Below are 25295 nucleotides of genomic sequence, written 5' to 3' on the forward strand. Positions count from 1 at the left end.
CGCCATGGGCCGCTACGTCCTGCGGCGCCTGGTGCAGATGGTCCCGGTCTTCGCCGGGGCCACGCTGCTGATCTTCCTGATGGTCAACGTGATGGGCGACCCCGTCGCGGGACTGTGCGGCGACCGGCAGTGCGACCCGGCGACGGCGGCCCGGCTCAGGGCGGAGTTCGGCCTCGACCGGCCCGTGTGGCAGCAGTACCTGACCTACATGGGGAACGTCTTCACCGGGGACTTCGGCACGGCGTTCAACGGCCAGAAGGTCACCGAGCTGATGGCCACGGCCTTCCCCGTCACGCTCCGGCTGACGATCGTGGCGGTCCTCATCGAGGTCGTCGTCGGCGTCACCCTCGGCGTCGTCACCGGACTGCGCCGCGGCCGCCCCGTCGACACCGGCGTCCTGCTGCTCACCCTCGTCGTGATCTCCGTCCCCACCTTCGTCACCGGCCTGCTGCTCCAACTGCTGCTCGGCGTCGAGTGGGGCTGGATCAGACCGTCCGTCTCCTCCGCGGCGCCCTTCGGCGAACTGCTGCTGCCCGGTCTCGTCCTCGCCTCGGTCTCCCTCGCCTACGTCACCCGGCTGACGCGCACCTCAATCGCGGAGAACCGGCGCTCCGACTACGTGCGCACCGCCGTCGCCAAGGGCCTGCCGCGCCGCCGGGTCGTCACCCGGCATCTGCTGCGCAACTCGCTGATCCCGGTGGTCACCTTCATCGGCGCCGACATCGGCTTCCTGATGGGCGGTGCGATCGTCACCGAGCGGATCTTCAACATCCACGGCGTCGGCTTCCAGCTCTACCAGGGGATCCTGCGCCAGAACACCCAGACCGTCGTCGGCTTCGTGACGGTCCTGGTCCTGGTCTTCCTGCTGTGCAACCTGGTCGTCGACCTCCTGTACGCCGTACTCGACCCGAGGATCCGCTATGCCTGAGCAGCCGTTCCCGCCCGAGGGGGCCATCGCCGGCGCCGGGCCGGGCGGGGCGATGGACCTGACCGCGAGCGAGGCGGGCACGCTGGAGCGGCACCCCCGCGACCCCGGCGCGGACGGCTCACCCGCGCCGCCGCCCGGCCCCGACGCGCCGGACCCCGCCGGCGGCCGGCCGCGCAGCCTGTGGTCGGACGCCTGGCGCGACCTGCGCCGCAACCCCGTCTTCGTGGTGTCGTCGCTGATCATCCTCTTCCTCGTCCTGATCTCCCTGTGGCCCTCCGCCATCGCGCCGGGCAACCCCCTCGCCTGCGACCTGGCCAAGGCCCAGCAGGGCTCCGGCCCCGGCCACCCCTTCGGCTACGACGGCCAGGGCTGCGACGTCTACACGCGCACCGTCTACGGCGCCCGCACCTCGGTCGCCGTCGGCGTCCTCGCCACCCTCGGGGTCGCCGTCCTCGGCTCGGTGCTCGGCGCCCTCGCGGGGTTCTTCGGCGGCCCCTGGGACGCGGTGCTCTCCCGGGTCACCGACATCTTCTTCGCCATCCCCGTCGTCCTCGGCGGGCTGGTCCTGCTGTCGGTCGTGACCAGCACCTCCGTATGGCCCGTCATCGGCTTCATCGTGCTGCTCGGCTGGCCGCAGATCTCCCGTATCGCCCGGGGCGCGGTGATCACCGCACAGCAGCACGACTACGTGCAGGCCGCGCGGGCCCTGGGCGCCTCCTCCCCCCGGGTGCTGCTGCGGCACATCGCGCCCAACGCGGTGGCCCCGGTGATCGTGGTCTCGACGATCGCGCTCGGCACCTACATCGCCCTGGAGGCGACCCTGTCCTATCTGGGCGTCGGCCTGAAGCCCCCGAGCGTGTCCTGGGGCATCGACATCTCCGCCGCCTCGCCCTACGTCCGCAACGCCCCGCACGCCCTGCTGTGGCCCTCCGGCGCGCTGGCGGTCACGGTCCTGGCCTTCATCATGCTGGGCGACGCGGTGCGCGACGCCCTCGACCCGAAGCTGAGGTGAGGCGGCGCCATGCTGCTCGACGTGCGTGACCTCCACGTGGAGTTCCGGACCCGGGACGGGGTCGCCCGAGCCGTCAACGGGGTCAGCTTCGGCGTGGACGCGGGGGAGACCCTCGCCGTGCTGGGCGAGTCCGGGTCGGGCAAGTCGGTGACCGCGCAGGCGGTCATGGGAATCCTCGACACCCCGCCGGGCCGCGTCACCGGGGGCGAGGTGCTCTTCCAGGGGCGGGACCTGCTGAAGCTCAAGGAGGAGGAGCGGCGCCGGGTCCGCGGCGCCGGGATGGCGATGGTCTTCCAGGACGCGCTGTCGTCCCTCAACCCCGTGCTCACCGTGGGCGACCAGCTCGGCGAGATGTTCACCGTGCACCGCGGGATGTCCAGGAAGGACGCCCGTGCGAAGGCCGTCGAACTGATGGACCAGGTGCGCATCCCCGCGGCCCGCGAGCGCGTCAGGCAGTACCCGCACCAGTTCTCCGGGGGGATGCGCCAGCGCGTCATGATCGCCATGGCGATCGCGCTGGAACCGGCGCTGATCATCGCCGACGAGCCCACCACCGCCCTCGACGTCACCGTCCAGGCCCAGGTGATGGACCTGCTCGCCGAGCTCCGGCGCGAGTACCGGATGGGCCTGGTCCTGATCACCCACGACCTCGGCGTGGTCGCGGACGTCGCCGACCGGATCGCGGTGATGTACGCGGGCCGCGTCGTCGAGTCGGCGCCGGTCGACGACATCTACAAGGCGCCGGCCCACCCGTACACCCGCGGTCTGCTGGACTCCGTGCCGCGCCTGGACCTCAAGGGCCGCGAGCTGCACGCCATCAGGGGCCTGCCGCCGAGCCTCACGGACGTCCCGCGCGGCTGCGCCTTCCACCCGCGCTGCCCGATGGCCCGGGACGTCTGCCGCACCGACGTGCCCGCGCCGCACGAGGTCTCCGCGACGCGGGCCGCCGCCTGCCACTTCTGGAAGGAGTGCCTGAATGGCTGAGGCGATCCTGGAGGTGCGCGGGCTGCACAAGCACTACCCCCTCACCCGTGGCGTGCTGTTCCGCAAGGAGGTCGGCTCGGTGCGGGCCGTCGACGGCGTCGACCTCACCCTGCGCCGCGGCGAGACCCTGGGCGTCGTCGGGGAGTCCGGCTGCGGCAAGTCGACCGCGGCCCGGCTGCTGGTCAGCCTGGAGCGCCCGACGGCCGGTTCGATCACGTACCGGGGCGAGGACGTCACCCGGCTGTCCGGCCGCGCGCTGAAGGCCGTACGGCGCAACATCCAGATGGTCTTCCAGGACCCGTACACCTCCCTCAACCCCCGGATGACGGTGGGCGACATCGTGGGGGAGCCCTTCGACATCCACCCCGAGGCCGCCCCGAAGGGCGAGCGGCGGCGCCGGGTGCGCGAACTGCTGGACGTGGTCGGGCTCAACCCCGAGCACATCAACCGCTATCCGCACCAGTTCTCCGGCGGGCAGCGCCAGCGCATCGGCATCGCGCGCGGGCTCGCCCTGCGCCCGGAGATCATCGTGGCCGACGAACCCGTCTCCGCGCTCGACGTCTCCGTGCAGGCCCAGGTGATCAACCTGATGGCCCGCCTCCAGCGGGAGTTCGGCCTCTCCTACGTCTTCATCGCGCACGACCTGTCGATCGTGCGGCACATCTCGGACCGGGTCGCGGTGATGTACCTCGGGCGGATCGTGGAGAGCGGCCGCGACAGCGAGATCTACGACCACCCCACGCACCCGTACACCCAGGCGCTGCTCTCCGCGGTCCCCGTGCCCGACCCGCGGGCCCGCGCCCGCCGCGAGCGGATCATCCTCACCGGGGACGTCCCGTCCCCGGCGGCCGTCCCCTCGGGCTGCCGCTTCCGCACCCGCTGCTGGAAGGCCCGGGACGTGTGCGCCGAGGAGGTGCCGCTGCTCGCGGTGCCGCAGCGGCTGCGGGGCGGTCTCGCGGGGCACGAGTCGGCGTGCCACTTCGCGGAGGAGAAGCGGGTGGTGGCGCCGACGCCGTGACCGGTGCGGCCGCGGCCGCACGACGGCGCGTCGACCGCGTTAACACCCGGGCAACCCGGCCGACCCGGCTCCGATATACGGACGCGTCAGGCTGTACCGCGTACGGCCGTGCGGGTGCCGTGAGCGGGCCGGGGCGGGATGCCGCCCCGGCCCGCTGCCCGTCACCCGAGGCCGAGCGAGCGCCTCAGGAAGTCGAGCTGGAGCAGCAGCAGGTTCTCCGCGACCTCCTCCTGCGGGGTCATGTGGGTCACCCCGGACAGCGGCAGCACCTCGTGCGGGCGGCCGGCGGCGAGGAGGGCCGAGGACAGCCGCAGGGAGTGGGCGACGACCACGTTGTCGTCCGCCAGCCCGTGCACGATCATCATCGGGCGGTGCGGCCCGGCCGGCTCCACCAGGCCCGAGTCGTCGACCAGCGAGTTGCGCCGGTAGACCTCCGGCTGTTCCCCGGGGTGCCCGACGTAGCGCTCCTGGTAGTGGGTGTCGTACAGGCGCAGATCGGTGACCGGGGCGCCGACGACGGCCGCGTGGAAGACGTCCGGGCGGCGCAGCACCGCGAGCCCCGCCAGATAGCCGCCGAAGGACCAGCCCCGGATCGCCACCCGGGTCAGGTCGAGCGGGAAGCGCTCGGCGAGCCCGTGCAGCGCGTCGACCTGGTCCTGCACCACGATCGCCGCGATGTCGTCCTTGACGGCCTTCTCCCAGGCGGGAGAGCGTCCCGGTGTGCCGCGGCCGTCCGCGACGATCACCGCGAAGCCCTGGTCGGCGAACCACTGCGAGGTCAGATGCGGGTTGTGGGCGGCCACCACCCGCTGGCCGTGCGGTCCCCCGTAGGGGTCCAGCAAAACCGGGAGAGGGGTGTCACCGGCGTAGTCACGAGGCATAAGCACGGCGCACGGAATACGCCGTGCGCCCCCTTCGGTGAGGGTCACGCGCGGGGTCAGCCCGGGATTCTCGGCGTGCGAGCGGACCAGGCCGATCCGCTTTCCCTCCCGCACCACCCGGACCGCGGCCCCGGGCCGGTCCGGCGTGTGGGACACCAGCACCGTCACACCGCCCGCGCGCACCGCCGCGTGCACCCCGGGCTCCCGCGAGACGCGCTCCACGCCGAGTTCGTTCACCCGGTACACATGCACTTCGCCGATCTCGGGCTCGGCCGCCGCCTCACCCGCCGACGCCGAGACCAGTACGTCGTCGGAGGTGACGTCCAGCACCGCGCGGACGTGCAACTGGGGTCCGGTCAGCGGGCGTTCGCCCACCGTGAGGACCCGCGCCCCGCCCTCGTCGGCGATCCGCACCAGCTGCCCGGCAGGGCTCCAGCACGGCACACCAGGGAAAAGATCAAGCCATTGTGGATCTTCGTCCGCGTGCACCATCCGGGTCGCCCCCGTCGCCGTGTCCACGGCCAGGAACAGCTGGCTGCGCTGGTCGCGCGCCTGGACCAGCAGCAGCGGCGCCCCCGCCGCCGACCAGTGCACCCGCGCCAGATACGGATAGCGCGCCCGGTCCCAGGAGACCTCCGTACGGGCCCCGTCCAGCCCGAGCGCGAACAGCCGGACGTCCGCGTTCGGCGTGCCCGCCGCCGGGTACGCCACCCGCTGCGGCTCACGCCCGGGATGGGCCGGATCGGAGATCCACCACCGGTCGACCGGCGTGTCGTCGGCCCGCGCCACCAGCAGCCGGTCCGACTCCGGGCTCCACCAGAACCCCCGGTGGCGCCCCATCTCCTCGGCGGCGATGAACTCCGCGAGCCCGTAGGTGACCCCCTCCGACTCCGGCTCGGCCAGCGCCCGGTCGCCCTCGCCCCGCGCTCCCACCACCCGCAGCGCGCCCCGCGCGACATACGCGACGTGCCGGCCGTCGGGGGAGGGGCGCGGGTCGATCACCGGCCCGCGAACCGGCAGTTCACGTGCCGTGCCGGCCCGCAGCTCCGCCGTGAACAGCCGCCCCGACAGGGCGAAGGCGGCCAACTCGACGGCGCTGTCGGTGGCATGGGCCACGATCCCCGCGCCCGCCTCACGGCTGCGCTCGCGCCGTGCCCGCTCCTCGGGCGGAAGGTCCTCCGCGCCGCCTCCCAGGAGGGCGCGCGGGTCCGCCGCCACGCGCTCCTTTCCGTCCGCCGTGTCGAGCACCCACAGCGAACTCGCCGGATCGGAACCGGAGGTGGAGCGCAGGAAGGCGACACGGGAACCGTCGGGCGCCACGGTGAACGCGCGGGGCGCGCCGAGCGTGAACCGCTGGGTGCGGGCGTGGCGGCGGGGGAAGGACACTGGCTCGGTCGTCATGCCCCGACCATATTGGCCAGTGCGCCCCCTTGTGCGGCTGTGCGCCGATCGATGCGCACGTACCGATAGTTATGATCACTGTCGCATAGTGGGTATGAACCTGCTGGCTTGCTGCATGGATTTATCTGCACCCACAGTCGAACCCCCCGCGTCCGGGATTCTTGGAGGTGAGCCGCCGTGGCACTCTCGATTTCGGCGGTAGTGCTGCTGGCGATCGTCGTCTTCCTGCTGATCAGAAAATCGGGTCTGAAGGCCGGCCATGCGATCGTCTGCATGCTGCTGGGGTTCTACCTGGCGTCGTCGACCGTCGCTCCCACCATCAGTTCGCTGACGACCAACATCGCGGGCATGATCGGCAGCTTCAAGTTCTGAGCGAAGCGCACGTTCCGTAGGGTGGGGCCATGACGGATCTGCCCTCCCCCGCGCCCGCCGGGCACGGGGGGACCCCACCCCGCGCCGCCCGTCGGCTCCTCCTGGTGCACGCGCACCCGGACGACGAGTCGATCAACAACGGCGCGACCATGGCCAAGTACGCGGCCGAGGGAGCCCAGGTGACCCTGGTCACCTGCACCCTCGGTGAGCGCGGCGAGGTCATTCCGCCGGAGCTGCGGCACCTGAGCGGCGCCGGGCTCGGCGAACACCGTCTGGGCGAACTGGCCGCCGCCATGCGCGAACTCGGCGTGGCCGACGTCCGCCTCCTCGGCGGCACGGGCCGCTACGCGGACTCGGGCATGATGGGCCTCGCCGACAACGACGACCCCGCGAGCCTGTGGCAGGCGGACGTCGACGACGCCGCCCGCGCCCTGACCGACGTGATCCTGGAGGTCCGCCCCCAGGTCCTGGTCACCTACGACCCGCACGGCGGCTACGGCCATCCCGACCACATCCAGGCCCACCGCATCGCCATGCGCGCGGTCGACCTGGCGGCGCGGGCCGGCTGGCGGATCCGCAAGGTCTACTGGAACCGCGTCCCGCGTACGGTCGCCGAAGAGGCGTTCGCCCGGCTCCGGGTGGACCTGCCCGCCCTGCCGTTCACCGAGAGCGCCGCCGTCGAGGACGTACCGGGCGTGGTGGACGACGAGCGGATCACGACCGTGATCGACGGCACCGCCCACGCCGCCGCCAAGGCCGCCGCGATGCGCGCGCACGCCACCCAGATCGAGGTGGCCGACCGGTACTTCGCGCTCTCCAACGACCTCGCACAGCCCCTCTTCACCACCGAGTACTACGAACTGGTCGACGCGACGCCCGCCGCCCGGCCGGAGTCCGACCTGTTCGCCGGCCTCGACACCGGGGAGACCGCATGAGCTCGATGCTCGCCCAGCCGCTGAGGAAGCCGTCCGCCACGCGCCTGCTCGCCCTCCTCGGGCTCTTCGTGCTCGGCGCCCTCACCGCGGTCGCCGGGGCCCTCGTCCAGCCCGCCCTGTTCCCGGGCGGACTGCTGCTCGCGCTCGCCGGAGAGGCCGGGCTCGTGCTGGGCGCGGGCCTGGCCCTGGGCAGCCGGGGCGCCGCCGCCGCGCCCGCGGGTGGCTGGATCATCACCGTCATCCTGCTCACCGCCAGCCGTCCCGAGGGCGACTTCCTCTTCGGCACGGGAGCCGCCTCCTACCTCTTCCTGCTCGGCGGTATGGCAGTTGCTGTGATCTGCGCCACCCTCGGGCCGCTGCGGCAACCGGACGGGGACGGCGCCCGACTTGGCAAGTGACGTACCACTTCCGCCTGCCGCACACGTGCGAGTCCCGTGCGTATTTCCCCGGCGGTCGTGGGATACGCGCCAGAAGTGGCCAGTATGGTGGTGCGCGCCGCCGAGCCTCCCCCAGCGCTCGAATCCGTTCGAGCAGGGGGGACCCCCACTCGCAATGAAGGTCGCAACGGGCGGTGGAGCCAACCGGGAGAACCAGCCTTGAGTCGTGAAACTGACACTCCGTCCTCCGGGCCCGACGGGCGCGGCGGAGCCGCATACCCCTCGGGCACGCCGCCGTACGGGACCCCCATGGTTTCCGACACCGGCGCGGACGCGGGCCGTTCGGGCACGCAGCCGGAGGAACGCAAGACCGAGACCACGCTGACGACCAGGATCCGGATCAACATCCCCGGATCCCGCCCCATTCCGCCGGTCGTCATGCGCAAGCCCGTCGTCGGCAACTCCTCCCGGGACACCGCGGAGACCGAGGTGCCGGCGCAGTCCGCCGCCCCGGCCGCCGGACCCGGCGCCGCCGAGCCGCCGGCCGAACCCGCAGCGCCCGGGGAGGAGAAGGCGAGCGACTGGTTCGTCCCGCGCAAGTCCGCCCCGGGCAAGGGCGGTCAGGGCGGCCCGCAGTCCAACGGCGCCGCGCAGAGCGGCGGTTCCGGCACGGCCGCGGGGCCCCAGGGTCCGGGCGGCGGCGCCCGTCCCGGCGGTGTGGTCCGCTCGATGGGCGTGCCCGGCGCGCGTCCCGGCGGACCCCGGCCGGGCGGCGCGGGACTTCCCGGCGCCACCGGCGGACCCGTCGCCCCGGGACACGGCGGAGGCACCGGCTCCTTCGACGTCACCGAGGCCCTGGCGGCGGGCGGCAACGGCGCCCGCCCCGGCGGCGAGGCACGCCGCGACGACCTGCCGTACTTCGCCGACAACGGCCAGGGCGGCCAGGACGGCCAGGGCGGCTACGGCCCCCAGGGCGGTCTGCCCCGCCCGGCCGGGCACGGCGGCTTCGACCCGGCCGCGGACTTCAACGCCCCGAACCCCCCGGCTGACTCCGGCGGTCTGGGCGACTTCGACGGCCCGACCGGCTTCGGCGGCTCCCCCGGCCGGGGCGGCCCGCAGGGCCCCTCGGGCCCGACCACCGGTCCCGTCACCGGCACCGGCCCCGTCGTACCCGCCCTCCCCGCGGGCCAGGGCGGGCCCGGCGCCCCCGGCATCCCGTCGGGCCCCGTGCCGCACCACCCCGGCGGCGGGCTCAGCGACGACACCGCGATCCTCACCCCGCAGAAGCCGGCCACCGGGCGCCACGGCGTCCAGGACAACGTCTCCGGCGACACCGTCACCAGCGGCATCCCCGTCGTCACCGGCGCCCGGAGCGGCCCCTTCGGATCCGGTGCCGGTGACGCGCCCGGCCCGCACACCCCGCCCAGGCTGCCCGACCCGGCCCCGTCGGGCGCCTCCGCCCCGCGCGCGCCGAAGAAGAAGGGCCGCAGCAAGCTGGCCCTGCTCAGCGGCGGCCTGATCGTCCTCGCGGGCGGCCTGTACGGCGCCGGGCTGCTGATGAACTCCTCCGACGTGCCCAAGGGCACCACCGTGCTCGGCGTCGACATCGGCGGCGGCACCCGCGACGACGCGGTCAAGAAGCTCGGCGACGCCTTCGACAAGCGGGTGGGCCAGCCGGTGAAGCTCTCCGTGGGCGGGAAGACCGTGGCGCTGGAGCCCGACAACGCCGGACTCCAGTTCGACATGCAGCGGACGGTCAGCGCGGCGGCGCGCAGCGACTACAACCCCGTCTCCGTGATCGGCTCGCTCTTCGGCAACCAGCGCGTCGTCGACCCGGTGATGCCGGTCGACGAGGAGAAGCTCCAGGCTGCCCTCAGGGCCGCCTCGGGCGGCTCCGGCTCGGTCACCGAGGGCGGGATCGAGTTCCGCAACGGCAAGGCCGTCGCCGTCTACGGCAAGCCGGGCAAGGGCATCGACGCCGCCGGGTCCGCCGCGGCGATCACCCGGGCCTACCGCACCCAGGTGGAGACCGGCGCGGCCGGCCCGGTCGGCGTCCCGACCACGGCCCAGGCGCCGACGGTCTCCAACGCCGAGGTCGACCGGATGATGAAGGAGTTCGCGCAGCCCGCGATGTCCGCCATCGTCACGATCAAGGCCGACTCCGGGCCCAGCATCCGCTTCGGCCCTGTCTCGCTGCCGAAGATCCTCAGCTTCAAGGCGATCGGCGGCAAGCTGGTGGACAGCTACGACCTGGCCGCGCTCAAGGAGGCGTACGGCACGACCTTCGACGGCGTGCAGGTCCAGACGGCGACCGGCAAGCGCGGGGTGCTCCCGAACGACGTCGTCGCCGCGCTGCGCACGGCGCTGCGGGGCAAGACGCCCGCCGAGCGCACCCAGGCCATCGAGACCAACCCCACCTGACGCGCGCCGCGCCACCGCCCCGAAGGCCCGTCCCGCGCGGACGGGCCTTCGCGCTGCCGCGCTGGCCGCCTCCGCCGGATGCGGGCGGTACACGGCCCGCATCCGGCGGAGGCGGGCGGTACGCGGCCCGCATCCGGCGGAGGCGGGCGGTACGCGGCCCGCGCGGGCGGCGCTGGGAACCGCCGCGCGCAGGCGTCAGTTGAGCATCGCCCTGGCCGCCCTGGCCTCGCCGCGCACCCGTTCCGCGGCCCCCTCGTCCACCGCGCCGATCAGCTCCGCGTACTCCTCCAGCTCCACGGCCCCGTCGGCGAACTCGCCCCGCCGCACGAGCAGCCGGGCCCGCTCGAAGCGCAGCTTCGCCGGATGCGAGGGCAGCAGCAGCGACAACTCCACCGCCCACAGCGCCACATCGGTGCGCTCGGGCCGGGTCGCCGCCCAGGCGCGGACGTTGTTCAGGATGCGCAGCACGACCTCCAGCGGATCGGCGGGCGTCAGCATCGACGGCTCCAGCGGTGTGCCGGTGGCCCCGGACGCCAGGAGCCGCGCGTCGCCGCCCGCCAGCACCCGCCCGCCGTCGAACGGGTCGGCGAGCACCTGCTCGCCAGCGGGGCCGAAGCCGATCACGAAGTGGCCGGGCAGCGCGACCCCGTAGACCGGCGCCCCGGCCCGTCTCGCCACCTCCAGCCACACCACCGACAGCAGGATCGGCAGCCCCCTGCGCCGCTTCAGCACCTGATGCAGCAGCGACGACTCCAGCCGCCCGTAGTCCGCGGCCACCCCGTGGAAGCCGAGGCGCTCACCGAGCAGCTCCCGCAGGGCCTCCGCCCACGCGCGCGGCCCCCCGGGGCGGAACGGCAGCCGGCCCGCGAGGTCGTCCAGCTCCATCTGCGCGGCGTCCACGCCGTCGTCCGTGAGGGTGCCGTCGGCCTGCGCCGCCACCAGCAGGCACAGCTCCGCCAGATCGGGCCGCTCGGACCGCGCCTCCTCGGCGAACCGCCGCCGCAGCCCGGCGGACCGTCCGGGCGGCGGGGGACACGGGGCCGGCTCGTGTCCTTCCACGGAAATCGTCACCGCCGCCCGTCGTCGTCCGCGCCCGCCGTCCGCGGCGCGCGGTAGTGGTGGTAGGCGTGGTGCGCGGTGAACCCCAGCCCGGTGTACAGGGTCCGGGCGCCCGCGTTCTCCGACTCGACCTGGAGCCAGGCGGCCGAGGCGCCCTCGTCCAGCGCCCGCCGGGCGAGCGCGGCCATCACCCGGGTGGCGAGCCCCCGGCGGCGCAGCGCCGGATCGACCTCGACGGCGGCGAAGCCCGCCCACCGGCCGTCCACCACGCACCGGCCGATCGCGGCGGGCGGGCCGCCGTCCGCGGCGGGAACCGTCGCGAACCACACCGACGGCCCCCCGCCCAGGACCTCCAGGGCCACCTCGCTCAGGCCCTTGCGCTGATACCGCGCGAGCCACGCCTCGTCGGCCCGCCGGGACAGCGCCACCCCGCCACCCCCGTCCCGGTCGGCGACGGGCGCGAGGGCCCCGGTCCACACCGCGGCGCTGACCTCCCGCGTCCACCCCAGCCGCTCCAGCTGCGCGCACAGCAGCTCCTGGGTGCCCTCGGCGCCGGTCGCGGCCTGCACGTACGCGGGGAGCCCGCGCTCGCCGTACCAGCGCCGTACGGCCTCCAGCGCGTCCGGCAGCGGCAGCCCGGGGTCGCCGAGCGGCAGCGCCGAGTTGGCGCGGCGGGTGAAGCCGGAGGCGGCCCGCAGCTCCCACTCGCCGAGCCGCTCGCTCTCCAGGGGCCGCCACGCGCGCGAGGACACGTGTGCGAGCTCCTCGAAGGAGGCGGCCGGGCCCCGGCGCCGCGCCGGGGCGGCGGGCACGACCTTCCCCGCGACCAGCGACGCTTCCGGGATGCGGACGGATTCGCCGTTCCTCCGTGTGATCAGCAGCACACCGTCGTCCCATGATGCGAGAACACCCACCGTGTCGGTGAACTTCTCACCCTTGGACGCAGGATCGTTCAGGCGGCGTACTGAGACGCGTTTGCCCACGTCAGAGGCGGTGACACGGACCTCAAGCCGCCCCGTCGCAGAGATTTCCACGGGTCAGTTCACCCCTCCTGTTCGGATCATGCCCCGGAACGGAGATACTAGGGGCGGGCATCGACGACGCCGCGCTCCCGCGCGCCAGGCGGCGGAGCCTGAAGAGGCCCGCCAGCGCCCTATCGAGGAGGAACGACAGCGTGACCTACGTCATCGCGCAGCCTTGTGTCGACGTCAAGGACAAGGCGTGCATCGAGGAGTGCCCGGTCGACTGCATCTACGAGGGCCAGCGGTCCTTGTACATCCACCCGGACGAATGCGTCGACTGCGGTGCCTGTGAGCCGGTCTGCCCGGTCGAGGCGATCTTCTACGAGGACGACACTCCGGAGGAGTGGAAGGACTACTACAAGGCGAACGTCGAGTTCTTCGACGAGCTCGGCTCCCCGGGCGGCGCCAGCAAGCTGGGCCTGATCGAGCGGGACCACCCCTTCGTCGCCGCGCTGCCGCCGCAGGCCGAGTAATCCCCGTCGGCGACCCGCACCGCGCGCCGCCTCGGTCCCGTACGCCCCGATCCCCGAGATCGCCGTACGGGACCGGGGCGTCGTCGTGTCCGGCAGCAGCAGAAAGAGAGCCAGATCCGTGTCCGCAGTCTCCGACCGCCTTCCGACCTTTCCCTGGGACAGGCTGGAGCCGTACAAGAAGACGGCCGCCGCGCACCCGGGCGGCATCGTCGACCTCTCCGTCGGCACCCCGGTCGACCCGGTCCCCGACCTGATCCAGAGGGCCCTGACCGACGCGGCGGACTCCCCGGGCTATCCGACGGTCTGGGGCACCCCGGCCCTGCGGGACGCGATCACGGGCTGGGTGGAGCGCCGCCTGGGCGCCCGCGGCATCACCCACCGGCACGTCCTGCCCGTCGTGGGCTCCAAGGAACTCGTCGCCTGGCTCCCCACCCAGCTCGGGCTCGGCCCCGGCGACCGGGTGGCCCACCCGCGCCTCGCCTACCCGACCTACGAGGTGGGCGCCCGCCTGGCCCGCGCCGCGTACGAGGTCTACGACGACCCTGCCGGGCTGGACCCGCGCGGCCTGAAGCTGCTCTGGCTGAACTCCCCGTCCAACCCCACAGGCAAGGTCCTCTCCCGCGAGGAGCTGACCCGGATCGTGGCCTGGGCCCGCGCGCACGGCGTGCTGGTCTTCTCCGACGAGTGCTACCTGGAGCTCGGCTGGGACGCCGAGCCCGTCTCGGTCCTGCACCCGGACGTGAACGGCGGCTCGTACGAGGGCATCGTGGCCGTGCACTCGCTGTCCAAGCGCTCCAACCTGGCCGGCTACCGCGCCGCGTTCCTCGCCGGTGACCCGGCGGTCCTCGCCCCGCTCCTGGAGATCCGCAAGCACGGCGGGATGATGACACCGGCGCCCACCCAGGCGGCGGCGGTCGCCGCCCTCGGCGACGACGAGCACGTCCGTGTCCAGCGCGAGCGCTACGCGGCCCGCCGTACGGCCCTGCGCGCGGCCCTGGAGGGCCACGGCTTCCGTATCGAGCACAGCGAGGCCAGCCTCTACCTGTGGGCGACCCGGGACGAGTCCTGCTGGACCACGGTGGCCGCCCTGGCCGACCGGGGCGTCCTCGTTGCCCCCGGCGACTTCTACGGCGAGGCGGGCGCCCGGCACGTGCGCGTGGCGTTCACCGCCACGGACGAGCGGGTGCGCGCCGCGGTCGAGCGGCTGGGCCAGGGCCGCGGCAGGCTGGGTCTGCCCGTCAAGGAGCGGCGTCCGGTGCGGTGAGAGGGCGTGCCGGGCGTCGCGACGGGGGCGAACGCCGCCCGCTGCGGTGCCGGCCGCGCCGCGGGCGCCTTCGCCCGTCCATGCGAAAGCCGGCGGGCCCGGGACGATCCCGGGCCCGCCGGCCCCTGCCTGCCTGGCGGCGGGCGTCAGCCGACCGGAAGGCCCTGCACCGGCAGCGAACCGGTGGGCAGGCCGCCCTGGGTCGCGGCACCGGCGGTCTCGCCGAGGACGGAGCCGACCGACCCGGCCACGCCGCCCGCGGTCGCCTGCGCGGCGGGCGCCGCCTTCTTCGCGACCTTGCCGCCGGTCTTGGCCACGTTGCCGCCGGCCTTCTTGGCCGCCTTGCCGCCGGTCTTGGTGACCTTGCCGCCGGCCTTCGTCGCCGCGGGCAGCGCCTGGTCCACCGCCGTGTCGACGGCACCGCCCGCGAGGCCCGTGGCGTTCTGGGCCGCACCGTCGACGACGCTGGAGCCGTCCAGGGCGGTCAGTCCGCCGACCTTGGGGGCCGCGGGCAGCTCGGGGGCCGCGCTGGCGGAGCCGGCCGCACCGACCCCGGCAGCCGCTCCCGCGGCGACGATGAGCGCGGCACGGGCGATCCGGCGGGTCAGGGGGAGGGACATGATGCTCCTTCGACGGGTAAGTCGGATGAGAACGATGAAGTGTCCGACCGCGCCGGGCAGTTGACCGACTGGCTGTTGATCTCCGGGCTCGGACGCAGTGACTACCGCTCGAAGGCCGTGAAGGTTGCGGCGCGGCAATGTAAAGAGTTGGCAATGCGTCGCATAATCGCCTGCGGATAAAAATGGGCAAAGCGCACCCCCGTGTGAGGTGCGCCGAATCCTTACAGCCCTTTGTTCCCAAGGGTGTTGGCGGATACGGGGGTACCCGCGTGCACACCTGCCCGGCCCGGCGCCGGACGACACCGCCCGTAACCCGGACGAGGGATCGGGTGAACGCCTGACCGTACTACCGGCTCGTCGTGATCCGGACCGAGTCCGCCGCCCCGTCCGCCCCCGGGCCGCCCGGTTCGGCCGGCCCGGCCGTCCGCCACCGGCTGTCGGTGCTGCCGGCGGTCCACTGCCGCCCCGCGTACACCACCCGGGTCACCCGCAGATCGGAGGCGTTGGCCACGGCCCAGTGGGCCAGTTGCCAGCCCCGCTCACGGGCCCCGCGCCCGGCGCCCCCGCCCCCGTCGCGGGGCACCGGCAGCACCACGGTCTGCCCGTCGCCGTCGCCGTCGTCGACCGCGGTGGGCGTGGGCGCGGTCCCGCGGCGGCCCACCTCCGCGGCGGCCGGCTGGAGCGCGTCGCGCCCGAAGTCCCGCAGCAGCGCCGCCCGTACGGCGTCGGCGCCCGTGGCCCGCGCGGTCCCGGCGAGCCCCTGGCAGGTCAGCGTGGCCGCCGAGCGCCCGGTCAGCGCGGCGGCCAGCAGGGCGGCGTTCGGCTCGTGCTTGGCGTAGGCGTCGGGGAATCCGCTGCGCTGGACGCGCTGCGCGGCCACGGTGAGCGGCAGTTCGGTGTAGCGGGGGACCTTCACCAGGTGCTCGTAGAAGGCGCCCGCCGAGAAGGCCGGGTCGAGGATCTCCCGCTGGGTGCCCCAGCCCTGCGAGGGACGCTGCTGGAAGAGGCCGAGCGAGTCCCGGTCGCCGTACTCGATGTTGCGCAGCGCCGACTCCTGCAGCGCGGTCGCCAGCGCGATCGTCACGGCCCGCTCGGGCAGCCCGCGGCCGGTGCCGACGGCGGCGATCGTCGCGGCGTTGACGGCCTGCTCCTGGCTGAACTCGTAGCGCGCCCCGTCGGCCCGGCCCGAGACGACCACGCAGCCCGGGGTGCTCCGGCTGCCGGTGACGTACTGCACCACGAGATAGCCCGTGACGGCGAGCAGGACCAGGAAGGACGCCCCCCGGCGAAGGAGGCGGCCACGGCGTTGAGAGGGTGACGTCTCTGGCACGCGTACAAGGTAGCCGAGGTTACTGAGTGGTATGAGGCGGGTGCGCAAAGTGGGGCCGCGCACCGGGGCGTTAGGGTCGGCACCATGGCCGACACCTCCCTTGACCTCACGCTGGACGCCGCCCGGCTCACCGCGCGGCTCGTCGACTTCCCGTCCGTCAGCGGCACCGAGCAGCCCCTGGCCGACGCCGTCGAGCAGGCGCTGCGGACCCTGCCGCACCTGACGGTCGAGCGGTACGGCAACAACGTCGTGGCGCGCACGGACCTGGGGCGGGCGCAGCGGGTGATCCTCGCCGGGCACATCGACACCGTCCCCCTCGCGGACAACGTGCCCTCGCGCCTCGACGAGGACGGCGTCCTGTGGGGCTGCGGCACCTGCGACATGAAGTCGGGCGTCGCGGTCCAGCTGCGCGTCGCCGCGACCGTCCCGGCCCCCAACCGCGACCTCACCTTCGTCTTCTACGACAACGAGGAGGTCGCCGCCGACCTCAACGGCCTCAAGCACCTCGCCGAGCACCGCCCGCACTGGCTGGAGGGCGACTTCGCGGTCCTGCTGGAGCCGTCCGACGGCGAGGTGGAGGGCGGCTGCCAGGGCACTCTGAGGGTGCTGCTGCGGACCACGGGCGAGCGCGCCCACTCCGCGCGCGGCTGGATGGGCTCCAACGCGATCCACGCGGCGGCGCCGATCCTCGCCCGGCTGGCCTCGTACGAGCCGCGCCGCCCGGTGATCGACGGCCTGGAGTACCGCGAGGGCCTGAACGCCGTCGGTGTCTCGGGCGGCGTCGCGGGCAACGTCATCCCGGACGAGTGCGTCGTCACCGTGAACTTCCGGTACGCGCCCGACCGCACCGGGGAGGAGGCCGTCGCGCACGTGCGCGAGGTCTTCGCGGACTGCGGAGTCGAGGAGTTCGTGATCGACGACCACAGCGGCGGCGCCCTGCCGGGACTGTCCCACCCGGCCGCGGCGGCCTTCACGGCGGCCGTCGGCGGCACGCCCCGGCCCAAGTTCGGCTGGACGGACGTCTCGCGCTTCGCGTCCCTGGGCATCCCGGCCGTCAACTACGGCCCCGGCAACCCGCATCTGGCCCACAAGCGCGACGAACGGGTCGACACGGCGAAGATCCTCGCGGGCGAGGAGCGGCTGCGCGCCTGGCTCACCTCGTGAGGCGGACGGGGTGCCCGGCGGGTTTCGGGCGCGGTGTCCCGGACATGCTGACGTCCCTCGTATGTAACCCGCGCGGATCTACGATGAGGTCGAACGACCCGGCACACGGAGGGAGCGCACATGGCTACCGGTAACCCCGAGGGGAAGCAGCAGCCGCCCGACGAGCAGAGGCTGGGCCCCGTGCTGCGCAGGCGCGACCAGGTGCAGACCGGCACCACCGACCAGCGGCTGCTGGACGAGCGCGCCCCCACGGACTGGGTCCACACCGACCCCTGGCGCGTGCTGCGCATCCAGTCGGAGTTCATCGAGGGCTTCGGCACCCTCGCCGAACTGCCGCCCGCGATCAGTGTGTTCGGCTCCGCCCGGACACCGGCCGGCAGCGCCGAGTACGACGCCGGGGTCCGCCTCGGCCGGGGCCTGGTCGACGCGGGCTTCGCGGTGATCACCGGCGGCGGCCCCGGAGCCATGGAGGCCGCCAACAAGGGCGCCTGCGAGGCGGGCGGCATCTCGGTCGGCCTCGGCATCGAGCTCCCCTTCGAGCAGGGGCTCAACTCCTACGTCGACATCGGCCTGAACTTCCGGTACTTCTTCGTCCGCAAGATGATGTTCGTCAAGTACGCCCAGGGCTTCGTGGTCCTGCCGGGCGGGCTCGGCACCCTCGACGAGCTCTTCGAGGCGCTCACCCTCGTCCAGACGCAGAAGGTCACGCGCTTCCCGATCGTGCTGTTCGGCGCCGCGTACTGGGGCGGCCTGGTCGACTGGCTGAAGGACACCCTGGTGGCCGAGGGCAAGGCGTCCGAGAAGGACCTCCTGCTCTTCCACGTCACCGACGACGTGGACGAGGCCGTCGCCCTCGTGTCCAAGGAGGCCGGCCGCTAGGGCGTGCTTCGAAAGCCCCGCCTGCCCGGCGGCGTCTGGCACGCACGCTCGCCGCGTTGTCGGGATCACCCCGATACATCCGGTATCGGGGCGACCCTCCGTCTTGCGATCGCACGCACCAGGGCGGCCACCGGCTCAGGAGGGTCGCGGGGGAGCGGCACCGCGGGGGCGCGTGTCCTACGCCAGCCCCCGCCGGGCCACCGCGGGAGCGCGGTGGCCCGCGATCGAGGCCACCATGTCCAGCACCTGCCGGGTCTCGCCCACCTCGTGGACGCGGTAGACCCGCGCACCCAGCCAGGCCGACACCGCGGTCGTCGCGAGCGTCCCGAGGACGCGCTCCTTGACCGGCCGGTCCAGCGTCTCCCCGACGAAGTCCTTGTTCGACAGGGAGACCAGCACAGGCCACCCCGTCTCCACCATCTCGCCGAGCCGCCGCGTCGCCTCCAGGCTGTGCCGGGTGTTCTTCCCGAAGTCGTGCCCCGGGTCGATCATGATCGACTCCCTGGGCACCCCCAGGGCCAGCGCCCGCTCCGCGAGTCCCACCGTCACCCGCAGGATGTCCGCCATGACGTCGTCGTACGTCACCCGGTGCGGCCGGGTCCGCGGCTCGGCGCCGCCCGCGTGCGTGCACACCAGCCCCGCGCCGTAGCGGGCGGCGACCTCCGCGAGGCCCGGGTCCACCCCGCCCCACGCGTCGTTCAGCACGTCGGCGCCCGCCTCGCACACCGCGGCCCCGACCTCGGCACGCCAGGTGTCCACGCTGATCACGACCTCCGGGAAGCGCCGCCGGACCTCGGCCACGAACCCGACCGTGCGCCGCGCCTCCTCCTCGGCGCTCACCTCGTCCCCCGGTCCCGCCTTGACCCCGCCGATGTCGACGATCGCGGCCCCCTCGGCCACGGCCTGCTCCACGCGCGCGAGGGCGGGCTCGTCGCGGAACGTCGCCCCCTGGTCGTAGAAGGAGTCCGGGGTCCGGTTCACGATCGCCATGATCACCGGCTCGTGCGTGCCGAACTCACGCCTGCCCAGCCTGAGCATCCCCTGTGACCTCTCCTCGATCGTGCCGGTCCGTCCCGGCCTTCGGGCCGCCTGCGACCCTAACCGCCAGCCTCGCATGGCACGATCGTCCCCTGACACACTCGACCGCTCGCATCACCGACCGTGGGGGCCACCGCGATGGTTATGTTCTTGTTCCTGGTCGTCGCGCTGGCCGTCGTCGTCGCCGCGGTGACCCTCGCCGTGGTGGGCGGCGGCGACGGCGAGGGACCGCTGCCCGACGTGGCGCCCGAGCACCTCCAGGACGCGCTGCCCCCGGACCGCCCGGTCGTCCGGACCGACGTGGAGAGCCTGCGCTTCCCGCTGGCCGCCCGCGGCTACCGCATGGCCGACGTCGACGACGCCCTGACCCGCCTGGGCGCCGAACTCGCCGAGCGCGACTCCCGCATCGCCGACCTGGAGTCCGCGCTGTCCGGCGCCCGTGCCCCGGGCCACCGTGTGCCGATGGACAAGCCCGCCCCGGAGGACGAGCAGTGAGCGAGGGCGCGGCGGTCGCGGGCGCGGACGGCGCCCTGCGCTGCCCCTGGGCCCTGTCCACCGCGGACTACGTGGCGTACCACGACGAGGAGTGGGGCCGCCCGGTCCACGGCGACCAGGCCCTCTTCGAACGCCTCAGCCTGGAGGCATTCCAGTCGGGCCTGTCCTGGATCACGATCCTGCGCCGCCGCGAGGGCTTCCGCGCCGCCTTCGCGGGCTTCCGCATCGCCGAGGTCGCGGCCTTCGCGGACGCCGACCGGGAGCGCCTGCTCCGGGACGCGGGCATCATCCGCAACCGGGCGAAGATCGACGCGACCCTGGCCAACGCGCGCGTGCTCGCCGAGTGGGCGCCCGGCGAGCTGGACGAGCTGATCTGGTCCCACGCCCCGGACCCGGCCGGCCGCCCCGCGCCCAGGACCCTGGCCGACGTGCCCGCCGTCACCCCGGAGTCGACGGCCCTGTCCAAGGCCCTGAAGAAGCGGGGACTGCGGTTCGTGGGGCCCACCACCGCGTACGCCCTGATGCAGGCGTGCGGCCTGGTGGACGACCACCTGCGGGAGTGCGCCGCACGCGGCGCCGGGTGAGGGGCCGGGTCCGCCGCGGCGGGCTCACCGGCCCAGGTACCTCGGCCTCTCCTTGTCCACGAAGGCCCGCACCGCGATCGCGTGGTCCTCGGAGGACCCCGCGCGCGTCTGCAGCTCGTCCTCCTTCTCCAGGGTCTCCTCCAGGGAGTGCGACAGCCCGAAGGCCGTCGCCTCCTTGATCGCCGCGTACGCCACCGTCGGCCCCTCGGCCAGGGCGCGCGCCACCTTCTCGGCCTCCGCGCGCAGCTCCCCGGCAGGCACCACGCGGTGGGCGACACCCAGCTCGTACGCCTCCCGCGCCGTGATGTTGCGCGGGAAGAGCAGCAGGTCGGCGGCGCGGCCCGGTCCGACGACCCGCGGCAGCGTCCAGGAGATCCCGGAGTCCGCGGTGAGGGCGACCCCGGCGAACGAGGTGTTGAACGCGGCCGTGTCCGCCACCACCCGGTAGTCCGCCGCCAGCGCGAAGCCGAAGCCGGCGCCGGCCGCGACGCCGTTGACCCCGGCGACGACGGGCTTCGCCATCCCGGCCAGCGCGCGCACGATCGGGTTGTAGTGCTCCCGCACGGTGCTCATGGTCTCGCCCGAGCCGGTCTCCCGGTCCGCCGTCAGCAGGCCGATGTGCTCCTTGAGGTCCTGCCCCACGCAGAACGCGCGCTCCCCGGCCGCCGTCAGCAGCACGGCCCGTACGGCGCCGTCGTCCGCGGCGGCCCGGACCGCGTCCCGCAGGGCGACCTTGGCGGCGACGTTCAGCGCGTTCATCGCCTCCGGGCGGTTCAGCGTGATCGTCGCCAGTCCGTCGCTCACCTCGTAGAGCACGGTGTCGGCCATGGCGTATCCCCTCCGGGTGTCGCGGCTCGGCGGCGTACTCGTCGGTACGCCTCGTCTGAGGACAGCATGGCGGAGATCACAGGCGACGGCTCCGGCCGGACGTGTGACCTGCGTCAAACGAATCCTGGCCGGTTCCGTACGGCCGAAGTGCGTGCGGTGGCGCAGTATCGCAGTCCCATCGCCGAATTGGGTGGTTTTGCTCGCGCGCGTTGTCCAAGCGATGCCGACTGATGTTGGTCATCGGGTCCTGAGATGCGGGATAATGGCCGGGAAGCAATGTGTTCGATGCCGGTCACGCGTGTCCCACGCGTGACACGCGTGCCCTCCATGGGGCCGCCGGCTTTGGCGATGAGCTGGTTTCAGGAAGGGGTACGAGCATGGCGGCCATGAAGCCGCGGACGGGCGATGGCCCGCTCGAGGTGACCAAGGAGGGGCGGGGCATCGTCATGCGCGTTCCGCTCGAAGGCGGCGGTCGGCTCGTCGTCGAGCTGACCCCTGACGAGGCCGACGCGCTCGGCGACGCCCTCAAGAAGGTCGTCGGCTGACGCGGGCGCGACCCTACCCTTTCGGTGGCCCCGGCATTCCTCATCCGCCGGGGTCGCTGCTTTGTCCGGCGGATCGTGCCCGCGGCTCTCAGCGCTTCACGGCGCAGAGCAGTCCGTCCCCGACGGGCAGCAGCGACGGCACCAGCTCCTGGCTCTCGCGCACCGCGCGCAGCAGCTCCCGGACCCGTATCACCTCGGTGGGCTGCGGCCCCGAGTCGACGGTGCGCCCGTTGGTGAAGGCGCCCTCGAACACGACGAGCCCGCCGGGCCTCAGCAGACGCAACGATTCAGCGAGATAGTCGAGGAACTCCAGCCGGTCGCCGTCGCAGAAGACCAGGTCGTAACCGGCGTCGGCGAGGCGGGGCAGGACGTCCAGGGCGCGGCCGGGGATGAAGCGGGCGCGGTTGCTGGCGAAGCCGGCGGCCCGGAACGCCTGGCGGGCGAACTGCTGGTGCTCCGGCTCGGGGTCCACGGTGGTCAGCACGCCGTCCGGGCGCATGCCGTGCAGGAGGTGGATCCCGGAGACACCGGTACCGGTGCCGATCTCCGCGACCGCCTTGGCGTCCGCGGCGGCGGCCAGCAGACTCAGCGCGGCGCCCGTGCCGGGCGACACCGAGCGCAGTCCCGCCTCGCGGGCCCGGTCACGGGCCCAGAGCAGGACGTCGTCCTCGGCGACGTAGGCGTCGGCGAACGCCCAGCTCGTCTGCCGGTTGCCGGTAATGACCCTCTCCTGTCCCCGTGGTTGCCTGGGCGTGACTGTATCCGCTGCGGCCGGGAACCCGCAGATGGGACCGCGCGTTGAGAGGGGTGGGAAGAGGAGTGGGGGGACACGGTTGGATCACGACGGCGAGCGGGGCCCTGAGCGGGCCGCGGAGCGGGCGGACCAGGGGTCTCAGCCCCCATCAAATTCTCGTAAAACCGCTTATCCGGAGCTAACGGGCGAGGTGGCTATGGTAGGGGCTCCACTGGACACCACCAGAGCCGACAGGGGAGGTGCGGCTGCGCCTGTGGATCGCAGGGGAACGCTCCGGCGCTTCCTCGGATCGGCGGGCAGGCCGAAATCCGTGAACGACACCGCTGACCACAGTCACGCCGGCGACTTCGCCCAGACCGCGAGCTTCTCCACCGACGCGGACGGGCAGGCGTGGACTCCGCCCACCTGGGAGGAGATCGTCAGCACGCACAGCGGCCGGGTCTACCGCCTGGCGTACCGCCTCACGGGTAACCAGCACGACGCCGAGGACCTCACGCAGGAGGTCTTCGTCCGCGTCTTCCGCTCCCTGTCGACCTACACACCCGGCACCTTCGAGGGCTGGCTGCACCGCATCACCACGAACCTCTTCCTGGACATGGTCCGCCGCAAGCAGCGCATCCGTTTCGACGCGCTCGGCGACGACGCGGCCGAGCGGCTCCCCAGCAAGGAGCCCACGCCCCAGCAGATCTTCAACGACGCCCACTTCGACGCGGACGTCCAGCAGGCGCTCGACACCCTCGCGCCCGAGTTCCGCGCCGCGGTCGTCCTGTGCGACATCGAGGGCCTGTCCTACGAGGAGATCGCCGCGACGCTGGGCGTCAAGCTCGGCACCGTGCGCTCCCGGATCCACCGCGGGCGCTCGCAGCTGCGCAAGGCCCTCGCCCACCGCTCGCCGGAGGCGCGCGCCGAGCGCCGCTCCTTCGTGCCGCGTGTGGCCGCTCTGGGAGGAGGGGGCGCGACCGCGTGAGTGGCTCCCGACCCGACCCCGCCGAACGGCTCCTGGCCGAGCAGCACCTCGGCGACCGGCTCTCCGCGCTCGTCGACGGAGAACTCGGTCACGAGGCGCGCGAACGTGTCCTCGCGCACCTGGCGACCTGCGCCAGGTGCAAGTCGGAGGTCGACGCCCAGCGCCGGCTGAAGAACGTCTTCGCGGAGGCGGCCCCGCCGCCGCCCTCCGAGAGCTTCCTCGCCCGCCTCCAGGGCCTTCCCGGCGGAGGCGACCTGGACGGCGGCGGACCGCCGCTGGGCGGGGGAGGGTTCGGACAGCTGACCGGCCGGCCCGGTGCCGGGGGTGTCTTCGGCACCAAGCGCGACGAGGGCTTCCCGTTCGGCTACGTGCCCGCGCACACCCGCGCCCCGGCGCTCCCGGCCGCCGAGCGCGGCTTCCGCACCCATCCCGTGGGCGGCCGTCAGGACGCCGACCGCTTCGCCTCCTCGCGGATGCGGTTCGCGTTCGTCGCGGCCGGCGCGGTGTCGCTGGCCGCCCTGGCCCTCGGCGGTGTCACCACCAGCGCGCCCGCCGACGTGGAGGCACGCGGCGGCTCGGGCGGCAGCAACGTCACCCCGGCGCGCACCCAGGGCGGCGGTACCGCGACCACCCCCGACAGCCAGCGCCGCCGTGGCGGGGGACCCCTGCTCGCCCAGGGCCAGGGCCAGCGGTCGCAGGAGACCCGGGTCGCCCCGACCCAGGTGTCGGCCCCGCTGCTGCCCGGCATGCCGGTCCGGCCCGCCGACATGACGATGGACACCCTGACGGCACCCGTGGTGGCGGGCGCCGCCGCCATGTCCCCGCTGATACGTCCGCTCAGCGCCGCGCCTCCGCTCACGCTGACCTCGTGGTCCCCGGACACCGGGATCACGGCCCTCCCCTCGCTGTCCGCCGCACCCGCCCCCGAGGCGACGCCCTTCCCGTCCTTCCCTCCCGCCGGGCGCTGACCCGGCCTCTCTGCGCAGCGGCCCACGAACCTGGTTGAATCCGGGGTGGGCCGCTCGCCGTGCTCGTCCGCCGGGTGCGCGTGGTCCACGAGCCGCGGTGACCTCGGACGCCGAGCGCCGGACGGGGAGCGGCACGGAGCCGCCGGTATCCGCAGGGATCCCGCGGCGACAGCGCGGAGTCGAGCAGGCATGCGGGCGCCGGGGCGTGCCGGGAGGCGGCCCGCCCGTCTGCCGCGGTCAGCAGGGAGCGGGAAGCACAGCATGGACGACGGCGACGACGGCAAGCCCCCGAAGGCGAAGTGGTGGAACCGGCCGCGGGGCGGCCTTGAGGAGGCCGCGGTGTCCGGCGCGGGTGAGCGCGTCCGCGCCGCCTACGGGGACGGGGACGCGGACGGCGACGTCGAACCGACCGCACCCGCGACACCGCAGCCCGCGCACGACGGCGACCGGACCCCGCGTCCCGCCGACCGGGCCCCCGCCGCGGACACGGCGGCGCCGACGGTGACGCCGTCCGGCGAGAACACGGCCCGCGACGAGTCGGGGCCGGGCATTCCGGCGCCCGCCGAACCGGTTCCCGGGACATCGGCGGCCCGCCCGGCCGAGCCCGCCCCCGGCACGGCGACGGCCTCCCCGGCCGCACAGTCTTCCGGCGCCCTCGCCGGCCACAAGACCGTCGCCCGCGAAACCGCCGCCCGCCGAGCCCCCGCCCCCGTGACAGCCGCCCCAGCCACCCACGACGGCGACTTCGCACTGGCTCGCCCGGCGGTGGCGCCCGCTGCCGGAGGGACGGCGGTGGCCCCCGCTGCTGCCGGAGGCACGCCTCCCGCCGTCGTGACGCCCGCTCACCAGGAGACGCCCGCCGTCGCGATGACGCCCCCTCACGGAGGAGCATCCCCGGAGCCGGAGCCGGAGCCGGAGCCGGAGCCGGAGCCGGAGCCGGAGCCGGAGCCGGAGCCGGAGCCGGCCGGGCGAGGTG

25 protein-coding genes and 1 pseudogene are annotated in these 25295 nt (G+C 74.1%); 18 read left to right on the forward strand and 8 right to left on the reverse strand.

Annotated features, from left to right (window positions below; translation table 11 throughout):
- Positions 1–4 precede the first annotated feature (4 nt).
- Genes SZN_RS15390 through SZN_RS15405 form a run of 4 tightly spaced genes read left to right on the forward strand, consistent with a single transcriptional unit; the run spans position 5 to position 3942 of the window.
- Complete coding sequence (locus SZN_RS15390; protein ID WP_007495972.1) at positions 5–928, forward strand: ABC transporter permease; 924 nt, start codon at positions 5–7, stop codon at positions 926–928.
- Positions 921–1940 (forward strand): ABC transporter permease, encoded by a 1020-nt coding sequence (locus SZN_RS15395; protein WP_007495973.1) that lies wholly within the window; start codon positions 921–923, stop codon positions 1938–1940. The genes SZN_RS15390 and SZN_RS15395 overlap by 8 nt, the downstream gene beginning before the upstream one ends.
- A 9-nt stretch (positions 1941–1949) precedes the next feature.
- Complete coding sequence (locus SZN_RS15400; protein WP_007495974.1) at positions 1950–2924, forward strand: ABC transporter ATP-binding protein; 975 nt, start codon at positions 1950–1952, stop codon at positions 2922–2924.
- Complete coding sequence (locus SZN_RS15405; protein ID WP_007495975.1) at positions 2917–3942, forward strand: ABC transporter ATP-binding protein; 1026 nt, start codon at positions 2917–2919, stop codon at positions 3940–3942. Before SZN_RS15400 ends, SZN_RS15405 begins: the two co-directional genes overlap by 8 nt.
- Positions 3943–4103: 161 nt before the next feature.
- On the opposite strand, the gene SZN_RS15410 is transcribed toward SZN_RS15405, so the two are convergent.
- Positions 4104–6224, reverse strand: a complete 2121-nt coding sequence (locus tag SZN_RS15410) for a prolyl oligopeptidase family serine peptidase (RefSeq protein ID WP_043730836.1) — start codon at positions 6222–6224, stop codon at positions 4104–4106.
- Between the two features lie 177 nt (positions 6225–6401).
- Between SZN_RS15410 and SZN_RS15415 the strand changes: the two genes are divergently transcribed.
- From SZN_RS15415 to SZN_RS15430, 4 genes are all read left to right on the forward strand, one after another.
- On the forward strand, positions 6402–6596 hold the full coding sequence (locus tag SZN_RS15415; RefSeq protein WP_007495978.1) for a hypothetical protein: 195 nt from the start codon (positions 6402–6404) through the stop codon (positions 6594–6596).
- 29 nt (positions 6597–6625) lie between these two features.
- Entirely contained in the window at positions 6626–7531 is a 906-nt protein-coding gene (gene mshB, locus SZN_RS15420; protein WP_007495979.1) for an N-acetyl-1-D-myo-inositol-2-amino-2-deoxy-alpha-D-glucopyranoside deacetylase, read from the forward strand.
- Entirely contained in the window at positions 7528–7929 is a 402-nt protein-coding gene (locus SZN_RS15425) for a DUF6113 family protein (protein WP_007495980.1), read from the forward strand. Before mshB ends, SZN_RS15425 begins: the two co-directional genes overlap by 4 nt.
- Before the next feature lie 198 nt (positions 7930–8127).
- Entirely contained in the window at positions 8128–10329 is a 2202-nt protein-coding gene (locus SZN_RS15430; protein WP_043730841.1) for a membrane protein, read from the forward strand.
- A 195-nt stretch (positions 10330–10524) separates the two neighbouring features.
- On the opposite strand, the gene SZN_RS15435 is transcribed toward SZN_RS15430, so the two are convergent.
- Both SZN_RS15435 and SZN_RS15440 read right to left on the reverse strand, forming a co-directional pair.
- On the reverse strand, positions 10525–11400 hold the full coding sequence (locus SZN_RS15435; RefSeq protein ID WP_007495982.1) for a transglutaminase family protein: 876 nt from the start codon (positions 11398–11400) through the stop codon (positions 10525–10527).
- On the reverse strand, positions 11397–12422 hold the full coding sequence (locus SZN_RS15440) for a GNAT family N-acetyltransferase (RefSeq protein ID WP_043730846.1): 1026 nt from the start codon (positions 12420–12422) through the stop codon (positions 11397–11399). The genes SZN_RS15435 and SZN_RS15440 overlap by 4 nt, the downstream gene beginning before the upstream one ends.
- A 140-nt stretch (positions 12423–12562) precedes the next feature.
- Here SZN_RS15440 and fdxA point away from each other — a divergent pair, with 140 nt between their 5' ends.
- Both fdxA and SZN_RS15450 read left to right on the forward strand, forming a co-directional pair.
- Positions 12563–12883 carry a ferredoxin gene (gene fdxA, locus SZN_RS15445; RefSeq protein ID WP_007495984.1) on the forward strand — a complete coding sequence of 107 codons (321 nt, stop codon included), beginning with the start codon at positions 12563–12565 and terminating at the stop codon, positions 12881–12883.
- Positions 12884–13001: 118 nt separating this feature from the next.
- Complete coding sequence (locus tag SZN_RS15450) at positions 13002–14147, forward strand: bifunctional succinyldiaminopimelate transaminase/glutamate-prephenate aminotransferase (RefSeq protein ID WP_007495985.1); 1146 nt, start codon at positions 13002–13004, stop codon at positions 14145–14147.
- A 146-nt stretch (positions 14148–14293) separates the two neighbouring features.
- Here SZN_RS15450 and SZN_RS15455 read toward each other — a convergent pair whose 3' ends face one another.
- Both SZN_RS15455 and SZN_RS15460 read right to left on the reverse strand, forming a co-directional pair.
- Positions 14294–14767 carry a hypothetical protein gene (locus tag SZN_RS15455; protein WP_007495986.1) on the reverse strand — a complete coding sequence of 158 codons (474 nt, stop codon included), beginning with the start codon at positions 14765–14767 and terminating at the stop codon, positions 14294–14296.
- 346 nt (positions 14768–15113) lie between these two features.
- Positions 15114–16097, reverse strand: a complete 984-nt coding sequence (locus tag SZN_RS15460; RefSeq protein WP_106432659.1) for a VldE C-terminal domain-containing protein — start codon at positions 16095–16097, stop codon at positions 15114–15116.
- A gap of 84 nt (positions 16098–16181) precedes the next feature.
- On the opposite strand from SZN_RS15460, the gene dapE reads away from it, so the two are divergent.
- Both dapE and SZN_RS15470 read left to right on the forward strand, forming a co-directional pair.
- Positions 16182–17261 (forward strand): succinyl-diaminopimelate desuccinylase, encoded by a 1080-nt coding sequence (gene dapE, locus SZN_RS15465; RefSeq protein WP_007495989.1) that lies wholly within the window; start codon positions 16182–16184, stop codon positions 17259–17261.
- A gap of 120 nt (positions 17262–17381) precedes the next feature.
- Positions 17382–18140, forward strand: coding sequence for an LOG family protein (locus SZN_RS15470; RefSeq protein WP_007495991.1), 759 nt, complete (start codon positions 17382–17384; stop codon positions 18138–18140).
- 177 nt (positions 18141–18317) lie between these two features.
- Here SZN_RS15470 and folP read toward each other — a convergent pair whose 3' ends face one another.
- Positions 18318–19178: a dihydropteroate synthase gene (gene folP, locus SZN_RS15475; RefSeq protein ID WP_007495992.1), complete on the reverse strand. Its 861-nt coding sequence runs from the start codon at positions 19176–19178 to the stop codon at positions 18318–18320.
- Positions 19179–19316: 138 nt separating this feature from the next.
- On the opposite strand from folP, the gene SZN_RS15480 reads away from it, so the two are divergent.
- Positions 19317–19673, forward strand: coding sequence for a DivIVA domain-containing protein (locus SZN_RS15480; RefSeq protein ID WP_078508626.1), 357 nt, complete (start codon positions 19317–19319; stop codon positions 19671–19673).
- Entirely contained in the window at positions 19670–20257 is a 588-nt protein-coding gene (locus SZN_RS15485; RefSeq protein ID WP_007495994.1) for a DNA-3-methyladenine glycosylase I, read from the forward strand. Before SZN_RS15480 ends, SZN_RS15485 begins: the two co-directional genes overlap by 4 nt.
- 24 nt (positions 20258–20281) lie before the next feature.
- Here the strand turns inward: SZN_RS15485 and chcB are convergent, their stop codons facing one another.
- The gene (chcB, locus tag SZN_RS15490; protein ID WP_007495995.1) at positions 20282–21085 is read right to left on the reverse strand and encodes a 2-cyclohexenylcarbonyl CoA isomerase; all 804 of its coding nucleotides are present in this window, start codon (positions 21083–21085) and stop codon (positions 20282–20284) included.
- Between the two features lie 377 nt (positions 21086–21462).
- Here chcB and SZN_RS38650 point away from each other — a divergent pair, with 377 nt between their 5' ends.
- Positions 21463–21630: a DUF3117 domain-containing protein gene (locus SZN_RS38650; protein WP_003966491.1), complete on the forward strand. Its 168-nt coding sequence runs from the start codon at positions 21463–21465 to the stop codon at positions 21628–21630.
- Between the two features lie 88 nt (positions 21631–21718).
- Here the strand turns inward: SZN_RS38650 and SZN_RS15495 are convergent, their stop codons facing one another.
- The gene (locus SZN_RS15495) at positions 21719–22351 is read right to left on the reverse strand and encodes an O-methyltransferase (protein ID WP_078508628.1); all 633 of its coding nucleotides are present in this window, start codon (positions 22349–22351) and stop codon (positions 21719–21721) included.
- Between the two features lie 229 nt (positions 22352–22580).
- Between SZN_RS15495 and sigE the strand changes: the two genes are divergently transcribed.
- From sigE to SZN_RS43180, 3 genes and pseudogenes are all read left to right on the forward strand, one after another.
- Entirely contained in the window at positions 22581–23351 is a 771-nt protein-coding gene (sigE, locus tag SZN_RS15500; protein ID WP_208865806.1) for an RNA polymerase sigma factor SigE, read from the forward strand.
- A complete protein-coding gene (locus tag SZN_RS15505; protein WP_007495998.1) occupies positions 23348–24319 on the forward strand; it encodes an anti-sigma factor family protein in 972 nt (323 codons plus the stop codon). Before sigE ends, SZN_RS15505 begins: the two co-directional genes overlap by 4 nt.
- A gap of 261 nt (positions 24320–24580) precedes the next feature.
- A pseudogene (locus SZN_RS43180) lies at positions 24581–25295 on the forward strand (hypothetical protein); the annotation flags it as partial.

Source organism: Streptomyces zinciresistens K42, from assembly GCF_000225525.1.
GTDB classification, from domain to species: Bacteria; Actinomycetota; Actinomycetes; order Streptomycetales; family Streptomycetaceae; genus Streptomyces; species Streptomyces zinciresistens.

Excerpts from the sequence above, each read along its gene's own strand:
- SZN_RS15480 (WP_078508626.1), top strand. The coding sequence starts at position 19,317 with ATGGTTATGTTCTTGTTCCTGGTCGTCGCGCTGGCCGTCGTCGTCGCC.
- folP (WP_007495992.1), bottom strand. The coding sequence starts at position 19,178 with ATGCTCAGGCTGGGCAGGCGTGAGTTCGGCACGCACGAGCCGGTGATC.
- SZN_RS15400 (WP_007495974.1), top strand. The coding sequence starts at position 1,950 with ATGCTGCTCGACGTGCGTGACCTCCACGTGGAGTTCCGGACCCGGGAC.
- SZN_RS15470 (WP_007495991.1), top strand. The coding sequence starts at position 17,382 with ATGGCTACCGGTAACCCCGAGGGGAAGCAGCAGCCGCCCGACGAGCAG.
- SZN_RS15395 (WP_007495973.1), top strand. The coding sequence starts at position 921 with ATGCCTGAGCAGCCGTTCCCGCCCGAGGGGGCCATCGCCGGCGCCGGG.
- sigE (WP_208865806.1), top strand. The coding sequence starts at position 22,581 with ATGGTAGGGGCTCCACTGGACACCACCAGAGCCGACAGGGGAGGTGCG.
- SZN_RS15425 (WP_007495980.1), top strand. The coding sequence starts at position 7,528 with ATGAGCTCGATGCTCGCCCAGCCGCTGAGGAAGCCGTCCGCCACGCGC.
- SZN_RS15405 (WP_007495975.1), top strand. The coding sequence starts at position 2,917 with ATGGCTGAGGCGATCCTGGAGGTGCGCGGGCTGCACAAGCACTACCCC.
- dapE (WP_007495989.1), top strand. The coding sequence starts at position 16,182 with ATGGCCGACACCTCCCTTGACCTCACGCTGGACGCCGCCCGGCTCACC.
- SZN_RS15390 (WP_007495972.1), top strand. The coding sequence starts at position 5 with ATGGGCCGCTACGTCCTGCGGCGCCTGGTGCAGATGGTCCCGGTCTTC.
- mshB (WP_007495979.1), top strand. The coding sequence starts at position 6,626 with ATGACGGATCTGCCCTCCCCCGCGCCCGCCGGGCACGGGGGGACCCCA.
- SZN_RS38650 (WP_003966491.1), top strand. The coding sequence starts at position 21,463 with ATGGCGGCCATGAAGCCGCGGACGGGCGATGGCCCGCTCGAGGTGACC.
- SZN_RS15455 (WP_007495986.1), bottom strand. The coding sequence starts at position 14,767 with ATGTCCCTCCCCCTGACCCGCCGGATCGCCCGTGCCGCGCTCATCGTC.
- chcB (WP_007495995.1), bottom strand. The coding sequence starts at position 21,085 with ATGGCCGACACCGTGCTCTACGAGGTGAGCGACGGACTGGCGACGATC.
- SZN_RS15410 (WP_043730836.1), bottom strand. The coding sequence starts at position 6,224 with ATGACGACCGAGCCAGTGTCCTTCCCCCGCCGCCACGCCCGCACCCAG.